The 22,773-nt window shown below is 45.7% G+C and carries 20 protein-coding genes; 10 read left to right on the forward strand and 10 right to left on the reverse strand.

Going from position 1 to position 22,773, the window contains the following annotated elements; genetic code table 11:
• Positions 1-236 precede the first annotated feature (236 nt).
• From AAGC78_RS06785 to AAGC78_RS06800, 4 genes are all read right to left on the reverse strand, one after another.
• Positions 237-2,384, reverse strand: a complete 2,148-nt coding sequence (locus AAGC78_RS06785; RefSeq protein ID WP_435783297.1) for a TonB-dependent receptor — start codon at positions 2,382-2,384, stop codon at positions 237-239.
• Positions 2,381-3,523, reverse strand: coding sequence for a PepSY-associated TM helix domain-containing protein (locus tag AAGC78_RS06790; RefSeq protein WP_435783298.1), 1,143 nt, complete (start codon positions 3,521-3,523; stop codon positions 2,381-2,383). The genes AAGC78_RS06785 and AAGC78_RS06790 overlap by 4 nt, the downstream gene beginning before the upstream one ends.
• A gap of 91 nt (positions 3,524-3,614) precedes the next feature.
• Complete coding sequence (locus AAGC78_RS06795) at positions 3,615-3,824, reverse strand: hypothetical protein (protein ID WP_435783299.1); 210 nt, start codon at positions 3,822-3,824, stop codon at positions 3,615-3,617.
• A 35-nt stretch (positions 3,825-3,859) separates the two neighbouring features.
• Entirely contained in the window at positions 3,860-4,480 is a 621-nt protein-coding gene (locus AAGC78_RS06800; RefSeq protein WP_435783300.1) for a response regulator transcription factor, read from the reverse strand.
• A gap of 142 nt (positions 4,481-4,622) precedes the next feature.
• On the opposite strand from AAGC78_RS06800, the gene AAGC78_RS06805 reads away from it, so the two are divergent.
• Genes AAGC78_RS06805 through AAGC78_RS06815 form a run of 3 tightly spaced genes read left to right on the forward strand, consistent with a single transcriptional unit; the run spans position 4,623 to position 8,034 of the window.
• Entirely contained in the window at positions 4,623-5,636 is a 1,014-nt protein-coding gene (locus AAGC78_RS06805) for an MbnP family copper-binding protein (protein WP_435783301.1), read from the forward strand.
• Between the two features lie 20 nt (positions 5,637-5,656).
• On the forward strand, positions 5,657-6,805 hold the full coding sequence (locus tag AAGC78_RS06810; protein ID WP_435783302.1) for an MbnH family di-heme enzyme: 1,149 nt from the start codon (positions 5,657-5,659) through the stop codon (positions 6,803-6,805).
• Entirely contained in the window at positions 6,802-8,034 is a 1,233-nt protein-coding gene (locus AAGC78_RS06815; RefSeq protein ID WP_435783303.1) for a hypothetical protein, read from the forward strand. Before AAGC78_RS06810 ends, AAGC78_RS06815 begins: the two co-directional genes overlap by 4 nt.
• A gap of 18 nt (positions 8,035-8,052) precedes the next feature.
• On the opposite strand, the gene AAGC78_RS06820 is transcribed toward AAGC78_RS06815, so the two are convergent.
• The 3 genes from AAGC78_RS06820 to AAGC78_RS06830 form a co-directional block, all read right to left on the reverse strand.
• Entirely contained in the window at positions 8,053-8,547 is a 495-nt protein-coding gene (locus AAGC78_RS06820; protein ID WP_435783304.1) for a copper uptake system-associated protein, read from the reverse strand.
• Positions 8,548-8,645: 98 nt separating this feature from the next.
• On the reverse strand, positions 8,646-10,760 hold the full coding sequence (locus AAGC78_RS06825) for a TonB-dependent receptor family protein (RefSeq protein ID WP_435783305.1): 2,115 nt from the start codon (positions 10,758-10,760) through the stop codon (positions 8,646-8,648).
• Positions 10,761-11,015: 255 nt separating this feature from the next.
• A complete protein-coding gene (locus tag AAGC78_RS06830; protein WP_435783306.1) occupies positions 11,016-12,431 on the reverse strand; it encodes a methylenetetrahydrofolate reductase C-terminal domain-containing protein in 1,416 nt (471 codons plus the stop codon).
• Between the two features lie 250 nt (positions 12,432-12,681).
• Here AAGC78_RS06830 and AAGC78_RS06835 point away from each other — a divergent pair, with 250 nt between their 5' ends.
• From AAGC78_RS06835 to AAGC78_RS06855, 5 genes are all read left to right on the forward strand, one after another.
• Complete coding sequence (locus tag AAGC78_RS06835) at positions 12,682-13,671, forward strand: DUF1852 domain-containing protein (RefSeq protein ID WP_435783307.1); 990 nt, start codon at positions 12,682-12,684, stop codon at positions 13,669-13,671.
• A 59-nt stretch (positions 13,672-13,730) separates the two neighbouring features.
• Positions 13,731-14,762 carry a methionine synthase gene (locus tag AAGC78_RS06840; RefSeq protein ID WP_435783308.1) on the forward strand — a complete coding sequence of 344 codons (1,032 nt, stop codon included), beginning with the start codon at positions 13,731-13,733 and terminating at the stop codon, positions 14,760-14,762.
• A gap of 199 nt (positions 14,763-14,961) precedes the next feature.
• A complete protein-coding gene (locus AAGC78_RS06845) occupies positions 14,962-15,495 on the forward strand; it encodes a flavin reductase (protein WP_435783309.1) in 534 nt (177 codons plus the stop codon).
• A complete protein-coding gene (locus AAGC78_RS06850) occupies positions 15,495-16,319 on the forward strand; it encodes a sulfite exporter TauE/SafE family protein (protein WP_435783310.1) in 825 nt (274 codons plus the stop codon). The genes AAGC78_RS06845 and AAGC78_RS06850 overlap by 1 nt, the downstream gene beginning before the upstream one ends.
• Positions 16,320-16,385: 66 nt before the next feature.
• On the forward strand, positions 16,386-17,054 hold the full coding sequence (locus AAGC78_RS06855; RefSeq protein ID WP_435783311.1) for an epoxyqueuosine reductase QueH: 669 nt from the start codon (positions 16,386-16,388) through the stop codon (positions 17,052-17,054).
• Positions 17,055-17,838: 784 nt separating this feature from the next.
• On the opposite strand, the gene AAGC78_RS06860 is transcribed toward AAGC78_RS06855, so the two are convergent.
• Positions 17,839-18,756: a LysR family transcriptional regulator gene (locus AAGC78_RS06860; protein ID WP_435783312.1), complete on the reverse strand. Its 918-nt coding sequence runs from the start codon at positions 18,754-18,756 to the stop codon at positions 17,839-17,841.
• Between the two features lie 172 nt (positions 18,757-18,928).
• On the opposite strand from AAGC78_RS06860, the gene AAGC78_RS06865 reads away from it, so the two are divergent.
• On the forward strand, positions 18,929-19,918 hold the full coding sequence (locus AAGC78_RS06865) for a zinc-dependent alcohol dehydrogenase family protein (protein ID WP_435783313.1): 990 nt from the start codon (positions 18,929-18,931) through the stop codon (positions 19,916-19,918).
• An 827-nt stretch (positions 19,919-20,745) separates the two neighbouring features.
• Here the strand turns inward: AAGC78_RS06865 and AAGC78_RS06870 are convergent.
• A complete protein-coding gene (locus tag AAGC78_RS06870) occupies positions 20,746-21,501 on the reverse strand; it encodes a PEP-CTERM sorting domain-containing protein (RefSeq protein ID WP_435783314.1) in 756 nt (251 codons plus the stop codon).
• A gap of 279 nt (positions 21,502-21,780) precedes the next feature.
• Here AAGC78_RS06870 and AAGC78_RS06875 point away from each other — a divergent pair, with 279 nt between their 5' ends.
• Positions 21,781-22,071: a hypothetical protein gene (locus tag AAGC78_RS06875; protein ID WP_435783315.1), complete on the forward strand. Its 291-nt coding sequence runs from the start codon at positions 21,781-21,783 to the stop codon at positions 22,069-22,071.
• 204 nt (positions 22,072-22,275) lie between these two features.
• On the opposite strand, the gene AAGC78_RS06880 is transcribed toward AAGC78_RS06875, so the two are convergent.
• Entirely contained in the window at positions 22,276-22,728 is a 453-nt protein-coding gene (locus AAGC78_RS06880) for a hypothetical protein (protein WP_435783316.1), read from the reverse strand.
• Positions 22,729-22,773: the final 45 nt, after the last annotated feature.

Below are 22,773 nucleotides of genomic sequence, written 5' to 3' on the forward strand. Positions count from 1 at the left end.
GTGTTATGACTGCTGCGTGCCCAAAGTGGACATAAGACCTGATTAAATTTCGCGTAAAAATTTAATCTGTGTGATCAGTGTGGACTTCGTATTATTTGTTATTTTTATTTGCACATTTTTAAAAAACTAATTCATTTCAAATTGGCATAGTTTTATTTATAGGTGTCGAAGATCACTCATCTGCTGCGTCCAAAAAATATAAGATGTAGTTTGAAACGCAGCACGATGAATTATGTTTAAAACGATGTTGTGAATGTTACATCGACGCTGCGTGGTGCGCCGATGAATACAAGACCCGAAGCATAACCGGACCAGTCCGCATAGAACTCATCGGTCAGATTGCGGCCGCGCAAGGTCAGTGTACCGGCATCCATTTGCCAGGCAATGGCGCTATCGACGGTGGTGAAGCCATTAACCTTCACGTTATTTGCGTTGGACGTATAAAAGCCGTCGTTATGGCGTACGCTAGTGGTGATGGTGATTGGCATAGACGATGATGCATAAGTGATAACAGCATCGACCAGTCGTTCGGGCACGTTAGCCGGGCGATTGCCGGTGCGGTCAGCTCCGCCAGCTTCCACCAACTCGCGAAATTCCGCTTCCAGTAGTGTGCCGCTCAGAGCAAGGCTGATTGTATTGCTCAGTGCCCAATTCAAGGCCAGTTCTGCTCCTTTGGAGCCCTGGCTGCCGCCCTGTTGCGTCACCGCAGGATTGAGTGGGTCACGGGTCACTATGTCATCCTGGATAATATTGAATACCGAAGCTGTCAGTTGTGCCTTGTCCTCTGCAAAAGACGTTTTAATGCCGCCTTCATAGGATTCGCCAGTGGTTAGGTCGAATGAAGCGTTGGCTGCGCTCATAAAAAGCAAGCCACTGACCGGCGTAACCCCTTGGGTGTACTGGGCGAATAACTGGGTTTTAGGGGTAACGCTATACACGCTGCCAAGCCGCCATGATAGCGGTTCATATGTCTGGCCATAGTGCTGCGTTGCGCTGGTTGCCAGGTTTTCTACGTACCGTTCGAGGTCGGTGTTGTCGTAGCGCAGCCCTGCAACCAACAGCCATTTGTCAGTCACGTTCAGAGCATTCTCAGTGAAAAAAGCCAGTTGCTCGACATCGGCGTTCACGTCCTGCCGAGTTGAGAAGTTGGCGGGCGTATCCTGCATGACGCTGCCGCGTATAGGTGCAAAAGGGTCAACTGAGGTGGCTGTCCCGAAACGGCGCTTTGTAAAGAAATCGGTCTCACCGGCTTCAACTCCGACCATGAAGCGATTGCGTAAGCCAAAGAGTGTGTCATCCACCGCCACATGCACCCGCTGGTTCCAGAATTGGTGATCGTGTGTGAGGTAAGACGTGTATCGATCAATCAACTCCGTGGTGTTGTTAAAAGTATATTCATCTGCGTCCTGCCAATTGCGGAAGCTATCATAGTAGCTCGTATCGCTCACAATCTTGATGGTATCGGTCAGTTCATACTCAGCGCGTGCACGCAGCCAAGTGGAATCGGAGCTGACATCGCTGTCGCTTAGGTCGAAGTTAACGCGCCGCATGGCTTTGTCGAGCACTAATCCACTACTACCGGACACCGCTGATGAAGGGTTGCGTGCTACGGCACGCGAGACGAGAGGTGTACCGAAATAGGCAGTTGAAAAAGTATCTTCGAAGTAGTCGAGCGAAAGAGTGAGAGAGAAGCGCTCATTGGGTTTCATCAACAACGATGAAGAGATCGCCAGGGTGTCGCTGTCAGTATCATCGATCCAGCCGGAAGAACGCGACCAGGACGCGTTGGTGCGTACGGCAACTGTTTCGTTTAATGGGACATTGATATCACCCGCCAGACGTTGCGTATCAAAGCTACCGCTACTAGCCAGCAGGCTCCCACTGACGCGTTCGAGCGAGGGGCGGCGAGGGACAAAGTTGATGGCACCTGCAAGTGCACCTTCCCCGGATGTTACCGACGCTGGCCCCTTGATCACTTCAATGCGTTCAAACGACCAGGAGTCCCAGTTGCGCATACCCGCATCCGAGTTGGGCATGCGCACACCGTCATACAGGTAGTTCACTGCGCGATGAAAACCGCGCATCGACACCGAGCCGATGGAGCCTGGCAAATTGCCCGAAGCGACACCGGGCGCGCTGTTCATTGCTTCGATTGACGAGCGGATGCCTTGGGTCTGGAAATCCTGTTGCGTGATGATATCGACGGTCGCTGGTGTTTCCTGAATGCTCAGTCCGAGCCTGCCGGAAACCTCTGTCTTCTGGTCGAGGTTGCGCTTGCCTGTGACGAGAACGGTCTCCACCTGGGCATTGTTGCCGCTGGCCTGCTGCGCGAGAGCTGGTGTTGCGATAAGTGCTGCGGAAACTGCAATACAAGAGAGCTTCATGGTAAATCCCTGGTTAAGCTGATTTTTCGTGTGTGGAGGCGTTGTCGCCAGTAGATGACACCGGTAGTGAACATAAAAAGCGGCACAAGGCCAAGCAGCACTGCGAGAACGCGACCTGTAAGCCCGCCAATAGAGCCATCATGCAATGGGCGAATCCAGCGATTGATGGCGCTGGCCGAGTTGCCCTGTCGCACATCGTGGACTGCGAGCACAGCGCCCGAATATTGATCGACGAACACAAAGCTACCGGGAAAGCGCTGATGAGGGTCGCCCGGTACTTGCACGCGAAAGCGGAAGGGCTTGTCGCCGACACCGGGCGCATCAATAAAGGTCAGGCGCCCATCCGGCAGTGCATGCCGGGCATTTGCCAGCGCTAAGGTCAACGGAATCTGTTGCCCATTTGATGCGCTGGAGCGCGGGGAAGGAACCTTGTCCGGAGCAGCGATGGTTACGGTTAACAGCGTGTCCTTGACCGTCGGCAAGGCTAGCAATGCGCCGGTCGCCACCAGTAGGAATAGCAAGAGCATGCTCCACAGGCCCGACAGTTTGTGCAGATCGCGCATCCGCCTTATCGGAGCAGCGTGACGTTTGAATGCTAGCGCTTTGCGCCAACTACCTCGGGGCCACCACACCAATAAACCAGTGAGTAGTAAGAACAAGATGGCGAACCCCGACCAACCGACGATCTGGCGTCCTGTCTCTCCGGCGAGCAAATGCATGTGTAACTCGTAGAGCCAGCTCATCAGATAACTGCCCCAAGGCTCGGCTCGCAGAATGCGCGTGCCATCGGCAGAGAACCACACCATCTCGCGGTCGGCATGGTGGCCACTAAGATGCGAGGGCGGGTAATAACGTGCAGGGATGGCGCCACCTGCGCCGGTTACTTCGAATGACCAATCACCCTCTGGGTCAACGCTGTGTTTGCGCGCGGTTATCAGCGCTTGGTCCCATACGGATGCATCCCACTGCGGCGCAGGAAGGTGAGTCTCGCTTACGAGTTCTCTATGCAGTGCTTTATCGATTTCAACATAGAACACCAGTGCCGATCCGCTCAGGGCGAGCACCACAAACAGCAACCCGAGGCTGAGCCCCAGCCAGAGATGCAACTGTCTCAGGAGTTTACGGGCAGGGCTAATCATGGATTGAACCGGGTGCAGCAGTAGAAAGGTGCGAATGAAAACAGCATTGAGGGCTTCTATGTGTTGCGGAATTTTTTATTGCGTCGGTATTTTACTGAGTTAGAAAATTTGGAAAATGTGACAAATTGTCGCAGTTTGTCGGCGTTGTTACGGGGGCTACAAAGGAGGATGCGTGGCCGAGCTGTAGCTGGACGCGGATTGCCCAAACTTCACTAACTTTTAACGGGGCTTTTTGCCCAATTAGTTTTCCTTTGTTCCACTGTTCTGCTTTTGGGGCTTTATTATCGCTGGATGTAGTCATAATAAGTCACCTGGTGAGCTGTAACGTTCTGCAAATCAATGCCGTGGGTCTTGCTCGTGCGCACTTATTTTTCTGTGGAGCGTGCGGCGATTAATACCCAAGAGTCTTGCCGCAGCAGATATGTTTCCTTTCGTTTGTTGAAGCATCTTTTTCATGTGATCCCATTGTAGATGGCCGATAGGTGTGTATTTCGGTTCTTCAACAGCTACTTTGTTATCCCCAATTTTATTCAGATGTTTAGTAATCCATAAAAGTGGATCACTTGCCTTTGCGTAATAATCATCAGCACCCGATTTGACCGCCAATATCGCGGTGGAAATGCTGGGGAATTTAGTAATAACAATGATAGGCGTAGATGATATTTGCCTGAGCTCAGCAATTGAATCTAGGTGACACTCGTTATTTTTGAAGATTTCCAAAACAATGAGATCGTATTGTTTTTTTTGTAAGCGGCGCGATGCGCCAGGGACATCGCAACAATAGTCGACGGTAATTTTACGGATCGTCTTAAGTCCTGTTAGCGTTTTCTTAAGGTCGTTTTCCTCATCAATGAGTAGTAGATGCATAGCTTCCTTTTTTAAGTAGAGGTGGTGATATTTTTTTAAAATTGGAAAAATTATTTTTACCGTGATTTTAGATTTTTGGCTATGCGACAAAATGTCGCTGTCGCATATAAAATCTGCTAAAAATTAATTTTATTTCGATTGCAATTTGGTCAGTGCGACAATTTGTCTCATTGTAAATGTCGCATCGTTGTTTATGCTGCACCCCAATTTTATTCATCATTGGGTGTTATCTATGAATACTTTGCTTAGCTTCAGAAGGTCTCATGCATTACAAATCTTTTCGATTGGCTTTAGCAGTTTGCTGTTAGCTGCTTGTGGCAGCAGTTCGAGTTCCGATTCGAGCAAACCTGCTTCAAGCTCGTCGCTTGCCAGTAGCTCATCAGCTGCGTCCAGTTCCGCTGCGAGTAATGAACCTGTTGCTATCACAATTCCTTTTGAAGCATTCTCGGGTTCTACAGAAATTAAATGTGGCGTACCCTTGGAAGGGCTTGGGAAAGTTAGTACGCGCGCAACAATTGCAGATTTTCGTTTTTATGTGCACAACTTGCGTTTAGTTACCAGTACTGGTGTTGAATTGCCTATTACATTAGATGAGACCGATCTCCAGGTAGACAATATTGCGTTACTGGATTTCCGCGATAAATTAGGCACTGGTGCAACATCCTGTCAGGGTGAAGCTAATCCCGCGATCAATAAACAAGTTGTTGGCAAGGTATTAATTGGCAATAACACAATTTCCAGCATCCGATTTGTTCTTGGTGTTCCCGCTACACACAATCACGCGAATCAAGCGGCAGCAAAAGAACCATTGAAATCGCCCGGACTTTCTTCCGGTATGAATTGGGGTTGGAATATCGGCTATAAATTTACTGGCCTCGATGTATTCACCGATGTAGCTATCACCCGTCCGGGCGATACCATGACGTTTAACCGTTGGAATATTCATTTGGGTAGTACAGGTTGTACTGGCGCACCTGAAGCGGGCGAAGCAGTTACTTGTACTGCGACTAACAGAGCAGAGTTCACACTGAGTAACTTTGTCGTTGGTAAGTCAGCTGTAAAATTAGACTTCGCCAAAATTGTTGAGAATAGCAACATGGGGCAAGATGTGGCTGGTCCATCAGGTTGTATGTCTGGTGCAACTGATCTTGAGTGTGCGGAAATTTTCGCAAGCTTTGGGCTAGCTCATGCGGCGCAGACCAGCATCCCATCTGCGCAAACTGTTTTTTCAGTCGTTACCAAATAAATTTCAGGCAGATGTTGAGCGTGAAATTTATATTCGTATGTTTCGTATTGATGGCGCTGAGCGGTTGTTATGGCGATAGCCAAACAAAAGTGAATGACACCTCGGAGAGTACAACAGAGTTCAACTGGAATTTGCCACCGCAAATGGCGCTTCCGGTTGAGCCTGCTGATAACCCGGTTACCGAAGCCAAGTTCCAACTGGGTCGCCATTTGTTTTACGACAATCGTTTGTCTGGCGGGGGCGCTATCAGTTGCGCATCCTGTCATGAACAAAAAAAAGCGTTTGCTGATGGAAAAATCCGTCCCACCGGCGGCGCGGGTGATTTGCATCCGCGTAATTCGCAAAGCCTTGCAAATGCAGCATGGTTTGCGACAGTGACATGGGGCAATCCATCACTTACGACTATCGAACAACAAATCATGTTGCCATTATTTGGCACTGATCCTATCGAACATGGGATTAACGAAACAAATCATCCTGCCATTCTTCAATCGATTCTGCGTGACCCTCGATACACCGCGTTATTTGCAGAGGCATATCCAACGCTTCAGCAGATCGATTGGAAACAACTGGTGGATTCACTCGCGACCTTTGTGCGCGGCATAACGTCATTCCGCAGTGCGTATGACAGTCATCTTGCGGGCGATAAGTCCGCACTTAGTGACAGCGCAAAACGTGGATTGCAACTGTTCAACAGTGAGAGGTTGGAATGTTTTCATTGCCACGATGGCCATTTATTTACCGATTCTGTCCGTGACCGTTCAATGCGTGTAGTTGAAACACCTTTTCACAACACTGGCTTGTACAACATTGATGGACTCGGTGGCTATCCTGAACCGAATACCGGCGCTCATGAAGTTACCGGGCGTATTGTGGAAATGGGTGCATTCCGTGCTGCCAGTTTGCGCAATGTCGCGGTGACTGCGCCCTACATGCACGATGGCAGTATCGCCACACTCGAAGAAGTCATACGCACATATGCAGCAGGTGGACGCAACATCACCGAAGGTGAACATATCGGTGATGGCAGGCGTAATCCCTATAAAGACAGTTTTATTGCCGGTTTCGACATTACTGAAGATGAAATCAACGATGTCATCGCATTTTTAAACAGTTTGACCGATGAAAAATTGTTGAATGACGCTCGCTACGGAAATCCCTTTGAATGAAATATTTTTCCCGTTTAATTCCCGTAACCGCTGGAGTTTTTTTCTTACCTCTGGCAGATCAATTACATGCTCATGGTTTGCAACTGGATGATTCTGCGACGAGCTCGCTCAGTGCAGCCGCCGTTGTCACGTGGCGTTCTGCGGCCGCAGTGGATGACAATACCGCATGGCGTTTACCAGGCTTCCTGATGGGAGGGGAAAGTTGGCCGGTTGATGAAGGCGTGGGCTTGGATGAAATAAACGTAACAACCCGCTACGCCATCGACAAAAACATTTATGCCGTCGCTAAGGCTGGAATTCATGGTTCTGGAAAAGGCAGCGATCACGGTGATTCAGTTGAAATACAGCATGCTTATCTTGGATGGCGCAGTGATTGCACTTCGTTTTGTTTTGCAGCGGAAGCGGGAAAGATGTCCGCTTTATTCTCGCCTGCAATGACCGAACATGCATCGACGCGCTCTTTCAGCGAGGCCTCGCTGATAATGGATTCCTTTTTTGGGCGTGACTTTCACGATCAGGGGGCGCGAATTTTATTCCAGTCTGATTGGGGTGTTAGTGGCGGTGTCGAACATTGGCGAGGGCAATCATTTCCATCTACACCCACCGATAATGGCGGCAACAACGATGTATTCCTTCGCTACGATGTCATGAATGAACATATTGTTGCGAGTATAGGCACATGGGTAATGCGGGCTGATGCAGAAAATCGTGTCGATCATCGCTACAGCGCAGACCACACGCACAGTTCCAATACTGCGCCACTTTTCCCTTCGGTCGGGTTCACTGGCACAACGGATTTCTACGGCATCCACGGAAGTCTACGTTGGAATTTTGCATCTGACTGGGCGCTTAGTGTGAGTGGCGAATGGGTTGAACCTGAAGCGGATGGTTTCTTGCAAAATAATCAGCGCACAGCCGATTTACTAAGTGAAGCAAAAGGCGCATGGATTCAGCCTGCTGTGCATTGGCGCAATCACACCTTAGCGATACGGGCAGAGGAATTACAAGTAGATAATTATTTAGAGGGGCCTGGTGCACCAGCGTTAACTTTGGATTCAGGATTATCTACCCAAGGGCACAACCCCGAGCGAATTTCAGCCGTATGGCTATGGGACTACAAGCGCAATGTGACCTTCCGTTTTGAAGCCATTGATGATCGCAGTTTGCCTAACGATGCATCGCGGATAAATATCGGGATTATTTGGCGACAGGATTTGTGGAGAAAATAGATCTTCGATCTAACTCACCTAATGATGAGAGTGTGTTTTGGAAGAGTTTTGGTGTCCATGATCTTTCCCATGATCTGCTTGGTGAGTACCTCGCACCACACCTTTAAAACTATCGAACAGGGCGATTTTTTCGCTGCCTAATTTCGTTTCTGCGGACGCTAATTCGGTAGCGAGTAAATCTGCTTCCGCTTTAGAGATGCCGGTTTTTACTAAAAAATCTGTTTCTGTTACTGCTTTGCCGGAGCAAAGCACAATATCCCAGGCTCCTTCTACACTACGATATAACACTACGCGGCCACCCTTATCCTGCTGAATCCAACTGGCTACGGCATGATTACCCTGAATTACTATTGGGTCGATCAGGACTTTATGTTGCGGTGTGTCATAAGTGCTGTTGATGACATGGCGAATACTTTGTTTATCATCGACGGCATCGTGAGCATTAACAACCGAAGCCATCGCGATCAAACAGGTGGCAATTATTTGGTAAGAGTTCTTAATGATATTTTTCATAGGGTTCTCTCTCGGGGTATCTATAAGTTGACGAAATTAAGCTGTTGAATTTGTTGCTAGAGGAGCTAATAGTTTAGCTCCCGTTATCAGGCTTTTATTTAAAACTGAAATTTTGCACCGACATAAAATGAGCGTGGCTCACCCGCTTGTAAAATGGCGTCTGTGACACTCGCAGCATCACGAACTGTGTGCACACCCACATATTCCTTGTTTGTTACATTTCTTGCCTCGCCATAAATTTCCCAGCGATCCTGCGTGAGACCAACACGCAAACCCAACAGCGCGTAGGAATCAATGGTGTAAGTATTTTTAAAATCTGCGTAGCGTTCATCTACGATGTCAAACGTCGGGCCAACAAAAAATCCAGTCGCGTTGCGATAAAGGATTTCTCCTTTAATTGCATAACCTGGCGCAGCGGGTAATTCATTGTTGCCATAGTTACTATCGTTATCGAAGGAAAATTCATTTATCGTCACACTCAACAAAGGCTCAATACGACTACCTGTATCATTTAACGCGAAGCTCGCGCCGAGCAATGCCTCAATACCGGCATGAACGGTATCATCGACATTAGTGGATAGCGATGTGCCGGGTGCAGTTGGATCATCTACTGATAGAATTTCATCTTGTAGCTGTCCGTAGTAGAAGGCTACATCCCAACGCCATTGATTATTGCTGCTGAGTGATTTACTGCCGCGAGCTCCGATTTCAATGACTTCTCCGCGCATCGCATCGAGAGGTTTGCTGTCGGGACTGATATCGTCTTCCAATTCATAATTGGTTGGAGCCTCGTAAAGACGGCTAATATTTGCAAAAAATTCTGTGTTATCACTGAATTGATGGATTACGCCAATTCGTGGATTCACGCTGTCGTAGTCTGCTTTAGGATTATAGAGAGCGCTGTTTACCACTGTGGTGTTTTTCACTTCGCGACCTGCATCAACAGCCTGTATTCCATATACCACTTTCCACTTCGGTGCTATTTGCCAACGGTCCACCAAAAACAATTCCAAACTATCCGCGTTATTATCTACAAGTGTAGTGATTCCATTTCGACGGCCCGCATCGTTGCGATAGTTACCACCCTCAACAGTCGTTTCGCCGTAATTCAATCCAGCCAATAAATCGTGATCGCCTGCGTGCAAGTTGTAGCGCAAGGTAACTCCGCTGTTTGCTTGCTCTGTATTAATTAACAAACTGAATACTTCGAAAGGAGGATTGGGGCCAGAGCCATCGAAATCCACCATGACTTTATCAACAATCGGGTGGTACAACTTCTGTTTTTCATGAGATATACCGACGGTCAGACTACTGTTTTCATTAATATCCCAAATGGTTTTGTTTGCTATACGCCATGAATCAACATTGTATTGGTAATGTCCTGACACCGCGCTTGCTTCGGCTTGATAGGGATCTTCGTCAAATTGCTCTTTGTTTAATACGCCGGGTAACTCTTGCTCATTTTCAATGTAAGTGAGGTATAACCTGGTTTTAACTGCATCGTTGAATTGCCATCCGGCATTTGCATTAATACCTTTACGCTCTTGTTCATGGTGATCGCGGTAGCCCTCCCATTGTTTGGATTCCACTGTCAGCAATCCATCAAACCCACCATCGACGACTCCTGCTGTGACCCGTCCTTGTACCTGGCCGTGGCTTCCTCCATTCAAAACAACTTCTGATTCGGTATCTCGCGCTGTTGGGGAAATAAAATCAATCGCGCCACCTAATGTACTGGCACCGTATGTCAGTGCGTTAGCACCATGCGCAACTACTGCATAACGCGTACTCAGCGGGTCAACAATGCGGTTGTGATTGTTGCCGTCCGCTGCGGTGACCGGTAAGCCATCTTGTAGCAACTTGATGCCGTTTCCATCGTAATTTGTGGCATCGAGATTAGAGCCACGACTGGAGAAAAATGTAGAATCACCGGTAGATCCGCTCGCGGTCCACACACCGGGAACGTAGCGCAGCATGTCCCCCAAGTTGGCAACATTTCGTTGGTAGAATTCGGCACTATCGACAAGCGTTACGCTACCTGGTGTTTTTACTTGCTCCGCTTCAAGTTCCTCTTTCACCTTTTGTCCAATAACCAAAACCGTTTCGAGTTGGTGCGACAATTTTGGTGTGTCTTCTGCGGCGAAGACGGATAATGGCACACTTAAGGCCAAGCCAATGTAAGTGGCAAGTTGGTTACGCTTGTATAAAAGCACAGGAGTGTCCTTGGTTGATAGATTCTTATAAGTGCCGGATGGCGTAAGAAGGGTACCAAAAGGACATGGATGGAAGGATGCGACAAAAAGTCGCAGTGTTATGTGAATTGTTTTGGACTGGTGTAATTTGATGCTACGAGCCGTAGCAGGTTAAAGTCCACTTTTGCGGATACCGGTCCAGTCAAAATGCCTTTAAAAGCTATTGGTAACACTGGTGGCATTCCATAGCGATGTTTATATTAATTTCCTTACGTACTACGGTGCTTTCGAAAATTCCTTAGTGTCGGCGTCAAACCAATTCTGCCAGGAACTTGTACCACGCACCTCAATTGGAACAGCAGGAATTAAATTTTCCTTTAAAACATGCGTTTGATTTACGGTTTCCGCCAGCCGAACTTTGACTGAATGAATACACTCACGATCACCAAACTCACATCTATCTAAATGGGTTCCACCACAGGGTCCATTAGCCAAACCTTTAGGGCAAGTTTCCGGGCACACATATAAAGTATCTGCCAATCGACACTGCCCACAGCTTTCACAAGCTACGGCAATATGCTTGGCTAAAAGCTCTGCTTTCAATATGAATTTGCTGACTAAAGGAGCCTTCCATAACAACGATTTAAACACAATTTTGCCAATTGATTTGGAAACTTTTGATTCAAAAAAAGCCCCATGAATAAAGCTCAAATATTTGTATTTAAGAATATTTTTCGCCGGAAAAGGCTTGGCTTGGTTATTAACCTCTGGAGGAATAAATTCTTTTCCTGTTTGAGTTTTCCAAAGCGTATTCCAAAGTGACATGCAAGCAGGTAAATCCAGGTTTCGATATTCCTCAATATACCTTTCTAATAGTTCTTGTTCTTCGGGCTTATGGCAAGCAGACAGGTGCACGCCTGAGAAACCCAAATGTTTGCAGATCAAAATTTGCAAAGCACAGCGCTTATAAACATGAGATTCATTCCCTTCTTTTTTCTCTTGCTTAAGTACTGATACCAAATGGGGATGAATGACAATGCCTGCCACCTTTTTCTTCAGAATAAATTGAGCACGTTCTAAGGTTAATGGCATCACACAGGCTAACATCTTTTGCGAATATTGATTCCGCTTTAAAAAATCTTGCGCTTCTTGTAGCGCAGATAAGTCATATCCCAACTGGGTGATTACATAGTCTGCGCCTGCTTTAATCTTTTTGTGTAATTTTAAATACTGTGCTTCTTTTTCTGATTCGGTGTATTTGAAGGGGTTAAGCGCTACACCAATGTAAAAACCACCGTGTCGCTTAGCCTCCATCACTGCATTTATTGACTCTAAATAGCGTGTTCTAGGGGCGCCATCATCACCAAACTGATGATTTTTGAGCTTATCACCTGTCAGCAATAATAAGTTTCCCTGGCCCTGTGATTTCGCTTGATGTAAAAATTGTACAAAGTCCTCAATGTCTCGTCCCTTGCCTGAATAGTGAATGAGTTTTTCTACATTCTCTGGATACAGTTTGGATATCTCCAAGGGGGCGGCGTCATTATCTGAATGCACCCGATCTGCCAATGTCACGCAAACAGGAAAACCTGCAAGCTGTGCTTTCACAGGGAATCGACTCTGGCTGGGGGTTAAATATTCAAAAAGTACGCAGAATTGATCCTGCGAAAGATAGTTGGAGAGTAAAGACATATAGACAATTTGTTCTGCACAGGGTCGAAATCAGGGTAATCCATAGCGATTACCTTCGGTGGCGAGCCTAATCTTAGCTGTCCTTTCGGGCTTCTTTCCAGCTCAATTCCGTCAAAAAGCCGCCCACTTATCTATGTTTTTCGCAATTTTATGAAATTTATTCATGAAACAGTGAAAAAATGTCATTTTTATTCATGGTTTGGTTCGGGTATAAAGCTCACCTAACGAAACTTAGGCTTTATACATTAGGGTGCCAGACGCAATGAACAACGGTTTTACTTTTACAATCAAAAGTATTCGCTTTGATGAGAATTATCATCCCGCCGACAATACTCGCATCACCACGAACTTCGCCAACTTGGCCAGAGGTGAGCGGCGCCAGGAGAACCTGCGCAACACATTGAAGATGATTGATAATCGTTTTAATGCCCTGGCGCATTGGGATAACCCTGAAGGGGACCGCTATTCTGTCGAACTGGATATCATTTCCGTTGATATTAATATTGAAGGCCATGGTCATACCTTCCCCTCGGTTGAAATATTGAAAACCAATATTATTGACCACAAAACTAACAAGCGCATCGAAGGCATTGTAGGAAATAATTTTTCGTCTTATGTCCGGGATTACGATTTTAGCGTTCGACTGTTAGAGCACAATAAGAACCAATCCAGTTTTAGCATTCCGGATAATTTTGGCGATTTGCATGGAAAACTGTTTAAAAGTTTTGTGAATTCGAATACCTATAAAGAGAATTTTAATAAACCCCCCGTGATATGCCTGAGTGTTTCGGATAACAAGACCTATCGTCAAACTGAAAATCAGCATCCGGTATTGGGCGTTGAATACCAGGCGAATGAGTCGTCGTTGACTGAACAGTATTTCAAAAAAATGGGCTTGGACGTTCGTTATTTCATGCCGCCACATAGTGCTGCGCCTTTGGCTTTTTATTTCTTTGGTGATTTGCTGAGCGATTACACAAATCTTGAACTTATCAGCACTATCAGCACCATGGAAACCTTCCAAAAGATTTACCGGCCCGAGATTTATAACGCGAATGCAGCCGCAGGTGCATGCTATCAGCCAAACTTGAAAAACCAGGATCATTCATTAACACGAATTGTTTATGACCGGGAAGAGCGTAGCCGTTTAGCTATTCAGCAGGGAAAATTTGCGGAGGAGAATTTCATCAAGCCGCACTTGGCTATTCTTGAGCAATGGTCTGCGAATTACGCGCTTTAAATAAAAATCCTATACAAGATAATTTACGTAAAACACTTATTTAGACAATATCATTTATTATGAAAAAATTATTACCTACGTCGACTGCGGGCAGCTTGCCTAAACCATCCTGGATTGCGGAACCGGAAAAACTTTGGTCACCCTGGAAATTGGAAGGTCAGGAATTAATTGACGGCAAACACGATGCGTTGAGTTTGTCGTTGCACGAACAGCAACAAGCCGGTATTGATATTGTTGGTGACGGCGAACAGTCGCGCCAACACTTTGTTACTACGTTTATTGAGCATCTCGACGGCGTTGATTTTGAAAAACGTGAGACCGTTAGAATTCGTGATCGCTATGATGCAAGTGTGCCGACGGTCGTTGGTCCTGTTTCTCGTACAAAACCAGTTTTTGTTGAGGATGCCAAGTTTTTACGTCAACAAACCGATCAACCGATTAAATGGGCTTTGCCAGGTCCTATGACTATGATCGATACGCTTTATGATGCCCATTATAAAAGTCGCGAAAAACTAGCGTGGGAATTTGCCAAAATCCTCAACCAGGAAGCCAAAGAATTGGAAGCTGCTGGTGTCGATATTATCCAATTTGATGAGCCTGCATTTAATGTGTTTTTTGATGAGGTGAATGACTGGGGAATTGCCACTTTAGAAAGGGCAATTGAAGGACTCAAGTGCGAAACTGCCGTACACATTTGCTACGGTTATGGCATCAAGGCCAATACAGAATGGAAAAAAACCTTGGGCTCAGAGTGGAGACAATACGAAGAAATTTTCCCCAAACTGCAAAAATCCAATATCGATATAATCTCACTGGAGTGCCACAACTCTCATGTTCCAATGGAGCTACTGGAACTCATTCGCGGTAAAAAAGTAATGGTAGGAGCCATTGATGTGGCAAGCAATACCATTGAGACGCCGGAAGAAGTTGCGAACACCTTAAGAAAAGCACTTCAGTTTGTAGATGCCGACAAACTCTATCCTTGCACTAACTGCGGTATGACGCCCTTATCTCGTGGAGTAGCAAGAGGAAAGCTGGAAGCCTTAAGCGCAGGTGCAGAAATCATTCGAAAAGAGCTCTTGGCCAAATAAGCCGCTCCAATAATGTGCAGTAGGGTTACCTTTTCGATTGGATTTGGAATCCATGGTCGAACTGGTAGCCCTCACTTCAATTAAAAGAAACCATCATTTCTACTCAGACCCCCATTCAAATTATGTGCTTACGTGATGGAATTGCGTGGCTGGACTACATCTGAAGAAAAACGTTAGGGCTCATATCAGGAACAAGGTGATGATCGAAGCAACAGACTTTAGAAATGCAATGTCTTTATTAACAAGTGCAGTCAGTGTTGTGACAACAACAGGGGCATCTGGTCGTTATGGATTCACGGCATCCGCCGTATGCAGTGTCACCGATACTCCGCCGACATTATTAGTCTGTATGAATAGAGCGTCATACTTACATACACATTTTGTAGAAAATAAAATTTTAACCGTGAATGTTTTAGGTGCACATCACCAGTCTATTTCAAACGTATTTTCGTCCAAACTGAATTCAGAAGAACGGTTTAAACATGGTGTTTGGACAGAATTAAAAACGGGTGCGCCGGTTTTGGAAGATTCTTTAGTGAGTTTTGATTGTCATATTGAACAAGCTCAAGAAGTCGGTACGCATGATATTTTCATTTGCCGGGTTGTCGCTATCCAACAAGCTCAACAGGATCAAGGCTTGATTTATTTTAATCGCACTTATCATCAAGTGGGGTATGCGACCGGGAATGACTCACGCATTGATAGTGCCAGTCTTGTGAGCGAAGTTCGGTGATGAGCGAATTATTGAGTCAGTGGTTACCCACGATTATTGCCATGCTTATCACCGGTGCTTTTGCGGGGATACTTGCAGGTCTGCTGGGTGTTGGAGGCGGCATTGTTATTGTGCCCGTACTGTATTTTGTATTGCAGGCTGCACATGTTAGCCCTGCAACTGCCATGTTGGTGGCTACCGCAACATCGCTATTGACGATTGTACCCACCAGCATTTCTTCCATTCGTGCCCATCACAAACGGGGCAATGTGGATTGGCTATTGGTGAAACGATGGTGGCCCTATATGTTGATAGGCGTTGTGTTGGGTAGCGCGTTTGCGCTCCACGCTAGAGGGACTGCTGCCAGCGCAGTCTTCGGTGTAGTAGCGTTATTGGTCGCGGCCAATATGTTGTTTCGCGCAAAAGCAGCACCCATTGCCCATCAGTTACCCGGAATGAAAGGCCAGGGTGGAATGGCGGGACTCATCGGTTTTTTCTCTGTGATTATGGGTGTTGGTGGTGGCACTGTCGGGGTGCCGTTACTGACTGCATGCAATTATTCCCCGCATCGTGCCGTAGGCACCGCCTCGGTATTTGGCATTCTCATCGCGTTACCTGGCTCAATAGCGATGTTGCTTGCGCACACACCTACAGATGCCCCCGAGGGCATGATCGGCATGGTCAATTTGCCGGGTTTTCTCTGTATCGTACCGCTCACCGTACTGCTGGCACCTGTCGGTGCATGGATCGGTTCCAAACTGGATTCGGTGATGCTCAAGCGCGTATTTGCGATTTTTCTATTGATCAGCGGTGGTCGCATGCTGATGCAAGTTTTGGGATGGTAATCTCGTCTCTATTGAAATATATACCGAGCGAGGCTCGGCATTTTCACAAGTCTATGGGTAATTATCATGAGTGACGACAAAGAGTTTCAACGAAAGCCGATACCATTGCCTAATGGACATAACAAGGTTTTGTTACATTCTTGCTGCGCACCCTGTAGCGGTGAAGTCATGGAAGCTATGTTGGCATCTGGTATTGACTACACCATATTTTTCTACAATCCCAATATTCATCCACGTAAAGAATATGAATTACGCAAGAATGAAAATATTCGGTTTGCCGAAAAATATAACGTGCCTTTTATCGACGCTGATTATGACCGTGATAATTGGTTTGCTCGTGCCAAAGGTATGGAAGATGAACCCGAGCGTGGCATTCGGTGCACCATGTGTTTTGATATGCGTTTTGAGCGCACTGCACTTTATGCGCACGAAAATGGTTTTCCTGTCATTACCAGTTCGCTGGGCATTTCGCGCTGGAAAAATATGCAGCAGATTAATGATTGCGGCCAACGTGCAGCAGAAAAATATCCCGATTTACAATACTGGGATTTTAATTGGCGTAAAGGCGGTGGCTCAGCGCGAATGATTGAAATAAGCAAGCGTGAAAATTTTTATCAACAAGAATATTGCGGCTGTGTTTATTCTCTTCGTGACACCAATGAACATCGCGTTGCGAATGGGCGTGACCGAATTAAGTTGGGTGTTCTTTATTATGGTGATGATGTTGATTGCTGAAAGTATTTTATTTCGTTAGCCAATAGATGAAAGGTCTGCTTTTAGCCGACGGCGGAACGCCAATTTAGTTGGAATAACGTTTATAGTCGGTGCAATTTAATAAACTGTTAGGCGTTACTATGAGCCAACCGAAGTCCACCAAAATGCCCAGCGCAGAGTTGAGCTTGGATCAGCAGATTGACTACCTACGAAAATTTGGAGAGGTTTGGCCCCTGCGGACCGTAGCTGTCGTTTCCGCTTTGATAGCAGCTGCCTGCGCATACGCGTTTAGCCAATGTGAGCATGTGCAGCTAAACGTATTCTTACTATTTGCTGCTGGTGTAAGCGGTTTACTAGCCGTTGCCATCTTAATTCAACTACCGGAGTGGCAACGAGCAGCTCGGGCAACTAGGGCAGGCCACCGAGTTCAAAGTTCACTCAAGCTCATCGTGGACCGTACCGATTCAGAGAGTGTGGTGATTTCAGGTGAAGCGCACGAAGGGAGTGCTGTGTGGCACCTGCATTTCAGCAAACCGATCGGCTGGATGCCTGAAAGTGGTGAATGGCCCTGCATAATTGTGATGCTTTCGGATGAGCCAGTTCCTGCACTTATTGAATTGGAGGGCGGATTGTTGGTGCCTACCCGGAGGTCCCGACGGACTTAAAGTGGCGGCGACTTCAATAAGCCTGACAGGCGACTGAGGTAACAAATCAGCGAAGCTGGAATCAGAAATGTGTTTGCTTCTGAGGAAATTTAATTATCCTCAAGTTCCGCTCTTGGCCGAATTGAGGCGATGTATAGACATCAAGAAACTCTGATCCACCGACTCGTTTTCGCTCGGAATATTTCCACCGTCCAGTCCACAAATGCTCTTACCGCAGGTGAGAGATGCTGTCTATTTGGGTACAACACTGACAAAGGGAGTGTCACATGTTGACGGTCAGGAAGCACTTCAATTAAAGCTCCACTTTTAAGTCGATCTTCAACATAAACGCCAGCCACTTGAATTAACCCCATTCCCGCCATTGCGCAGTCAACGTATGCGGCGGTGTCATTAACTAACATTGATGAACGCATATGGACGATTCGTTCTTTGCCATCTTCAAAAATATTCCATTCCATCCGACGACGGCCTCGCCCAGAAAAATAAGTGACCGCATGGTGCTCCGAAAGATCTTCTATATTTTTTGGCGTTCCATAGTTGGCTAAATATTCTGGTGACGCACAGAACACCATAGGGATGTGTGCGACTAGGCGACTAACCATAGTAGGAGGCGAATTGCCTCCAATACGAAGGACGCAATCAACTCCATCGGCGATTAGATCAGTAGGTTGGTCACTTACGCCCAATATCACTTCAATGCTTGGGTATCGCCTTTGGAATTCTGGTAATTGAGGAATAATAATCGTACTTGCTACTGCGACAGGAATGTCAATGCGAAGCCGACCATGTGGTGAGTCTCCCGAGCCCCCAAACAAGTTTTTTGTTTCCGCGACTTCAGATAAGAGCTGCATTGCCTTTTCATAAAAGATCTCTCCTTCACCAGTTAAGCTCGAACGCCTGGTTGTCCTGTGCAACAGGCGAGCCCCTATACTGCTTTCAAGCGCGTTAATTGCATTGGTGACGCTAGGGCGTGTCATGCTTAAGGCATCTGCGGCCTTAGCAAAACTACCCAAGTCAACGACCGAAACAAATACTTTGACCTGTTGAACGAACTCCATTGCCGCTTTCTCACGCCTGTCTATTGTTATCAAATACTATAACAATGAATTCGAAACATGCCATCTTCTGAGTAATAAAATTCGGGGATATCCTGACGGCGACAAATCGAATCATCAGCCGTTGAAAGCTGGAAGATTCATTCTTAGGCATCATTAAAAGCAGAGGTGTTAAATGGCTCGCGTTGTTCGCATTCATGAATATGGCGATGCAAGTGTTCTTAAATTGGAAGATGTTGATGTTCCGTCACCAGCAGAGAACGAAGTGCAAATCGAAGTTCGCGCAATCGGTTTGAATCGTGCTGAAGTGATGTATCGAAATCATGCATATCTTCAAGAAGCTGTATTCCCTAGTCGGTTGGGTTACGAAGCAGCCGGTGTTGTAGCTGAAGTGGGGTCAGCAGTTAAGGATTTCGTGAAAGGTGATGTGGTCAGCTTAATTCCTCCGAGTGACATTGCTCGTTGGGGCACCTATGGTGAAATTGCCAATGTTCCCGCACGCAATCTTGTAAAGCATCCTGCGAATATCTCTTTTGAGGCTGCGGCTGCATCATGGATGCAGTACGTAACTGCTTGGGGCGCATTGATAGATCAGGCGAAACTGACTAAAAATGATTTTGTGATCGTAACAGCTGCTTCAAGTAGTGTTGGTATTGCTGCATTTCAGATTGCACGTATCGTAGGTGCAACCGTTATTGCTACCACTCGCACGTCTGCAAAACGTCAAGCCTTGCTTGATGCGGGTGCTCATCATGTCATCGCTACGGAAGAAGAGGATCTGGTTGCGCGCGTAATGGAAATAACTGAAGGTGTTGGAGCCAGAGTTGTTTTCGATCCGGTTGGCGGACCAGCATTCGAACCTCTGACTGCAAGTATGGCTCGTGGTGGAATTCTGTTTGAATATGGTGCCCTGAGTACTGAACCGACGCCGTTCCCATTGTTCACGGTGCTAGGAAAAAGTTTGACCCTCAAAGGTTATTTGTATAACGAGGTTGTGTCTGACGATGCTACCTTGGAGCGAGCAAAAGTTTTTATTAGTGCTGGTTTAGCTTCTGGTGAACTTAACCCAATTATTGCAAAGACCTTTCCACTCGAAAATATTCAGGAAGCGACTCTATTCCTCGAATCTAATCAACAGGTCGGTAAAGTAGTTGTTATCGTTTAATGGGGGTATTGCTCGTTAACTGAGTTTTTCATGTGCGAGCCAAAGTTGAATCACTGCATTTGACTTTGGCTTGTTAGTGTCGGCTTTTGGCTGATATCTGACTACATATTCGAAGTAGAACTGCTTTAAAATTACAAATGAAGCGTAGTCATTATTTGCAAAGTGTTACTGCACGTTATTTACGTTGAAACAGTGATGCTTGAAAGCTTGGCGCGATCAATTCTGGATATCGAATAGGAGGTTATAGAACCTTCTTTCTGACTCCGTAAGTGTGAGTGGGCTGACGTTATTGCTAGTGTATAGATATCTGCATGCACGCGAATCGAGCTGAGTTGCAGCAGTTTTCTCACATGCTATTTGATTTAACACGGGATAGTCAGACAGTTTGTGTAAGGTTGCTTCATCTATTTTCATGATGGATCTTGACTCAGGGCTCAGGATATCGGTTGGCCATATTAAATATGATGAGCAAATATCAGTAAATTCCGGATGGTTCGAATATGGATGCTGGGAGGCAATGGGCAACGTTTCGTTGCGCGCTTCGTTTCCTTGCGTACATAGTCAGCTGGCATTTTTTGGTTTTTAAAAATGACAGGCGTTATTTACTTATCCGAAGTTGATGATGAAAGAAACCAGATTGCAAACAAAGAAAATAAAGTCAGTGCTAATAGTCCCATATAACTCTCTCCTAGAGAACCTTCCTTCAAATTTGTACATGTTGCTCGATCTTGGCAATGGTAGTGCCGCAGTCTATTAACTTGCAGGAAATATTAATAACCGCTAAAAAAAGATATTTGCTGTGAGATATATCGTACACAGGTCGGATATTAGGCTAGTCGGCGTCGAGCAGTTAGTGCTAGACCAGCCAAGATCAATAAATATATGGTTGATGGTTCTGCAACAGATGTTGTATCTTTTATCCGTACATGTATCTCGCTAATGTCTACCCATGCGTTTGATATTCGCATTTCATCAGATGTAGAACTGCCTATATCGATGTAAGCTTGTGCATATGAAGTGGGATCGCCAATGTCATACCAATCAAACTCCTGAATAATGCCCAAGCCGTCCAATAATGTTTTATCTTCATTGGAAACTTCGACCATCAATCCAACTGCTTTGTAACCACCGCCATTTCCACCGCTGCTAATGTTATCGAAGAGATAAAATATGTCTCTTGCAGGATAGGGGTAATCAGGTGTTGTTTCGAGATCGAATAAATTTAATCCTTCAGACTTTATGACGTAGCGGTCTAGAGGGACATGATCTGAAATATAATACGTTTTTCCGTCTACTGAAAAATTTGAGCCCATCCATTCATCAGTGTAACTGCGATATTCGGCGTAGTAGTCGTTCAGCGAGGTATTGGCAGGAGCTTTACTGGTGTCATACCAAAATGATCCCGTTACTACACTTCCTACGGAAACATTTTCCCAGTACCCAGCGAATGTTCCATCTTCAGTGCCATTCTCAAATGATCGAATATTCCCGGTGAAATGTCCCTCGATGATTACTGCATTAGCCTGCATAGCTGTTAACGCGAGCACGAACCCAAAGCTTTTGAAAACAATGTTGGTTTTCATGACAAATTCTTTCCTGTGGCTTGGAAAAAAGATTAAGCGCTCTTTCGGACGAACTTGCAATTGAATCCAACTGGCATTTAGAGAATTGGCACATGGCTCATTAAAAATATTATCGGCTCAGCTGGGGAGTGGAAACCTCCCATCTATCTTTGGTGTTGTGACAAAGTACTAACTGTTTCGATTTAGAGTTAATGTCTCACAAAATATGGCGACATAGCTTACATACATATCTGGCCTGCGCATGTAAGTTGCTGTTGATAAATTACAAAAGGATTTGAAATGCGAGTGACTACTGTTTTTACTAAAGGGAAATACGAAATTAGGCTATTTGAGTTTATATCTCCGGCTGGGCGGATTATCACGTATTTTTTTCAGCTACATCGTGCTCCCGGTGTCAGCCTTGGCAGCTTCAATACAATAGAAGAGCCGATGCTGCTATTGCAAAACACTGACTTAGTTGAAAGGAGCTTTATTGAAAAGTCAGCCGAATACTTTCTCGGAGATAGAGTTTTGATTGGAAAAGATGAATTGATTTCAGGGGTTCTAGTAAAGGGGGCCAAGAAATATTGAATTTTTTTAGCGATTATTAACTAACGCTTTCTCCCAATATTTTAACTCCAGCCAAATTTCACCGAAGATGAAATAATAAATCTGGTAAGCGTTTTGCAATATCAGGTATTCGACACCAAACGAATTCGATGTTTTTCTCGTGCTTTGGGGTTAAATTAATCCACATTCGATAAATAGCAATGTCCATAACTATATTAAATATAATTATTGTTGTTCTACACAAGCACTAGTCTGGCCATTTTCTTGCGACTCAAGTAGAAGTTTGATGGGTTTTGATAGATCCAAGATATAGTTCATCGCCAAAATGAATCCTAGAACTATTCCTAAAAACGCTAAAATCCATCCCCATTCGCCATTTAATTCTCTGCCAGCTATTACAGCTATGCCTGCTATTACATAACCGATGTAAACCTTGGAAAGCTTCTTTAGAAGGCTCATCCATCGAATTGCATTGTGTTGAGTCTGGGGGCACGCAACTAAACTACAGGTGATGTGATAAGCAGCTCCACCTCCCCACATTAAAATCGCAAAATTCATAAAGTTCATTAGGCTGATCCCAGCCTCCATGGAGACTGAAAAGTAGTAGAGAAAAAAACTGATAGCAAACCCCCATATCAACAATACTGATCTTTTTGTTACGCCAGGTTGAATTTTCATTGGATTTTTCTTGTTTGAAGTGTGAGTTAAATTTGGTTGTACTAT

This window comes from Cellvibrio sp. (genome assembly GCF_039207905.1).
Lineage (GTDB): Bacteria > Pseudomonadota > Gammaproteobacteria > Pseudomonadales > Cellvibrionaceae > Cellvibrio.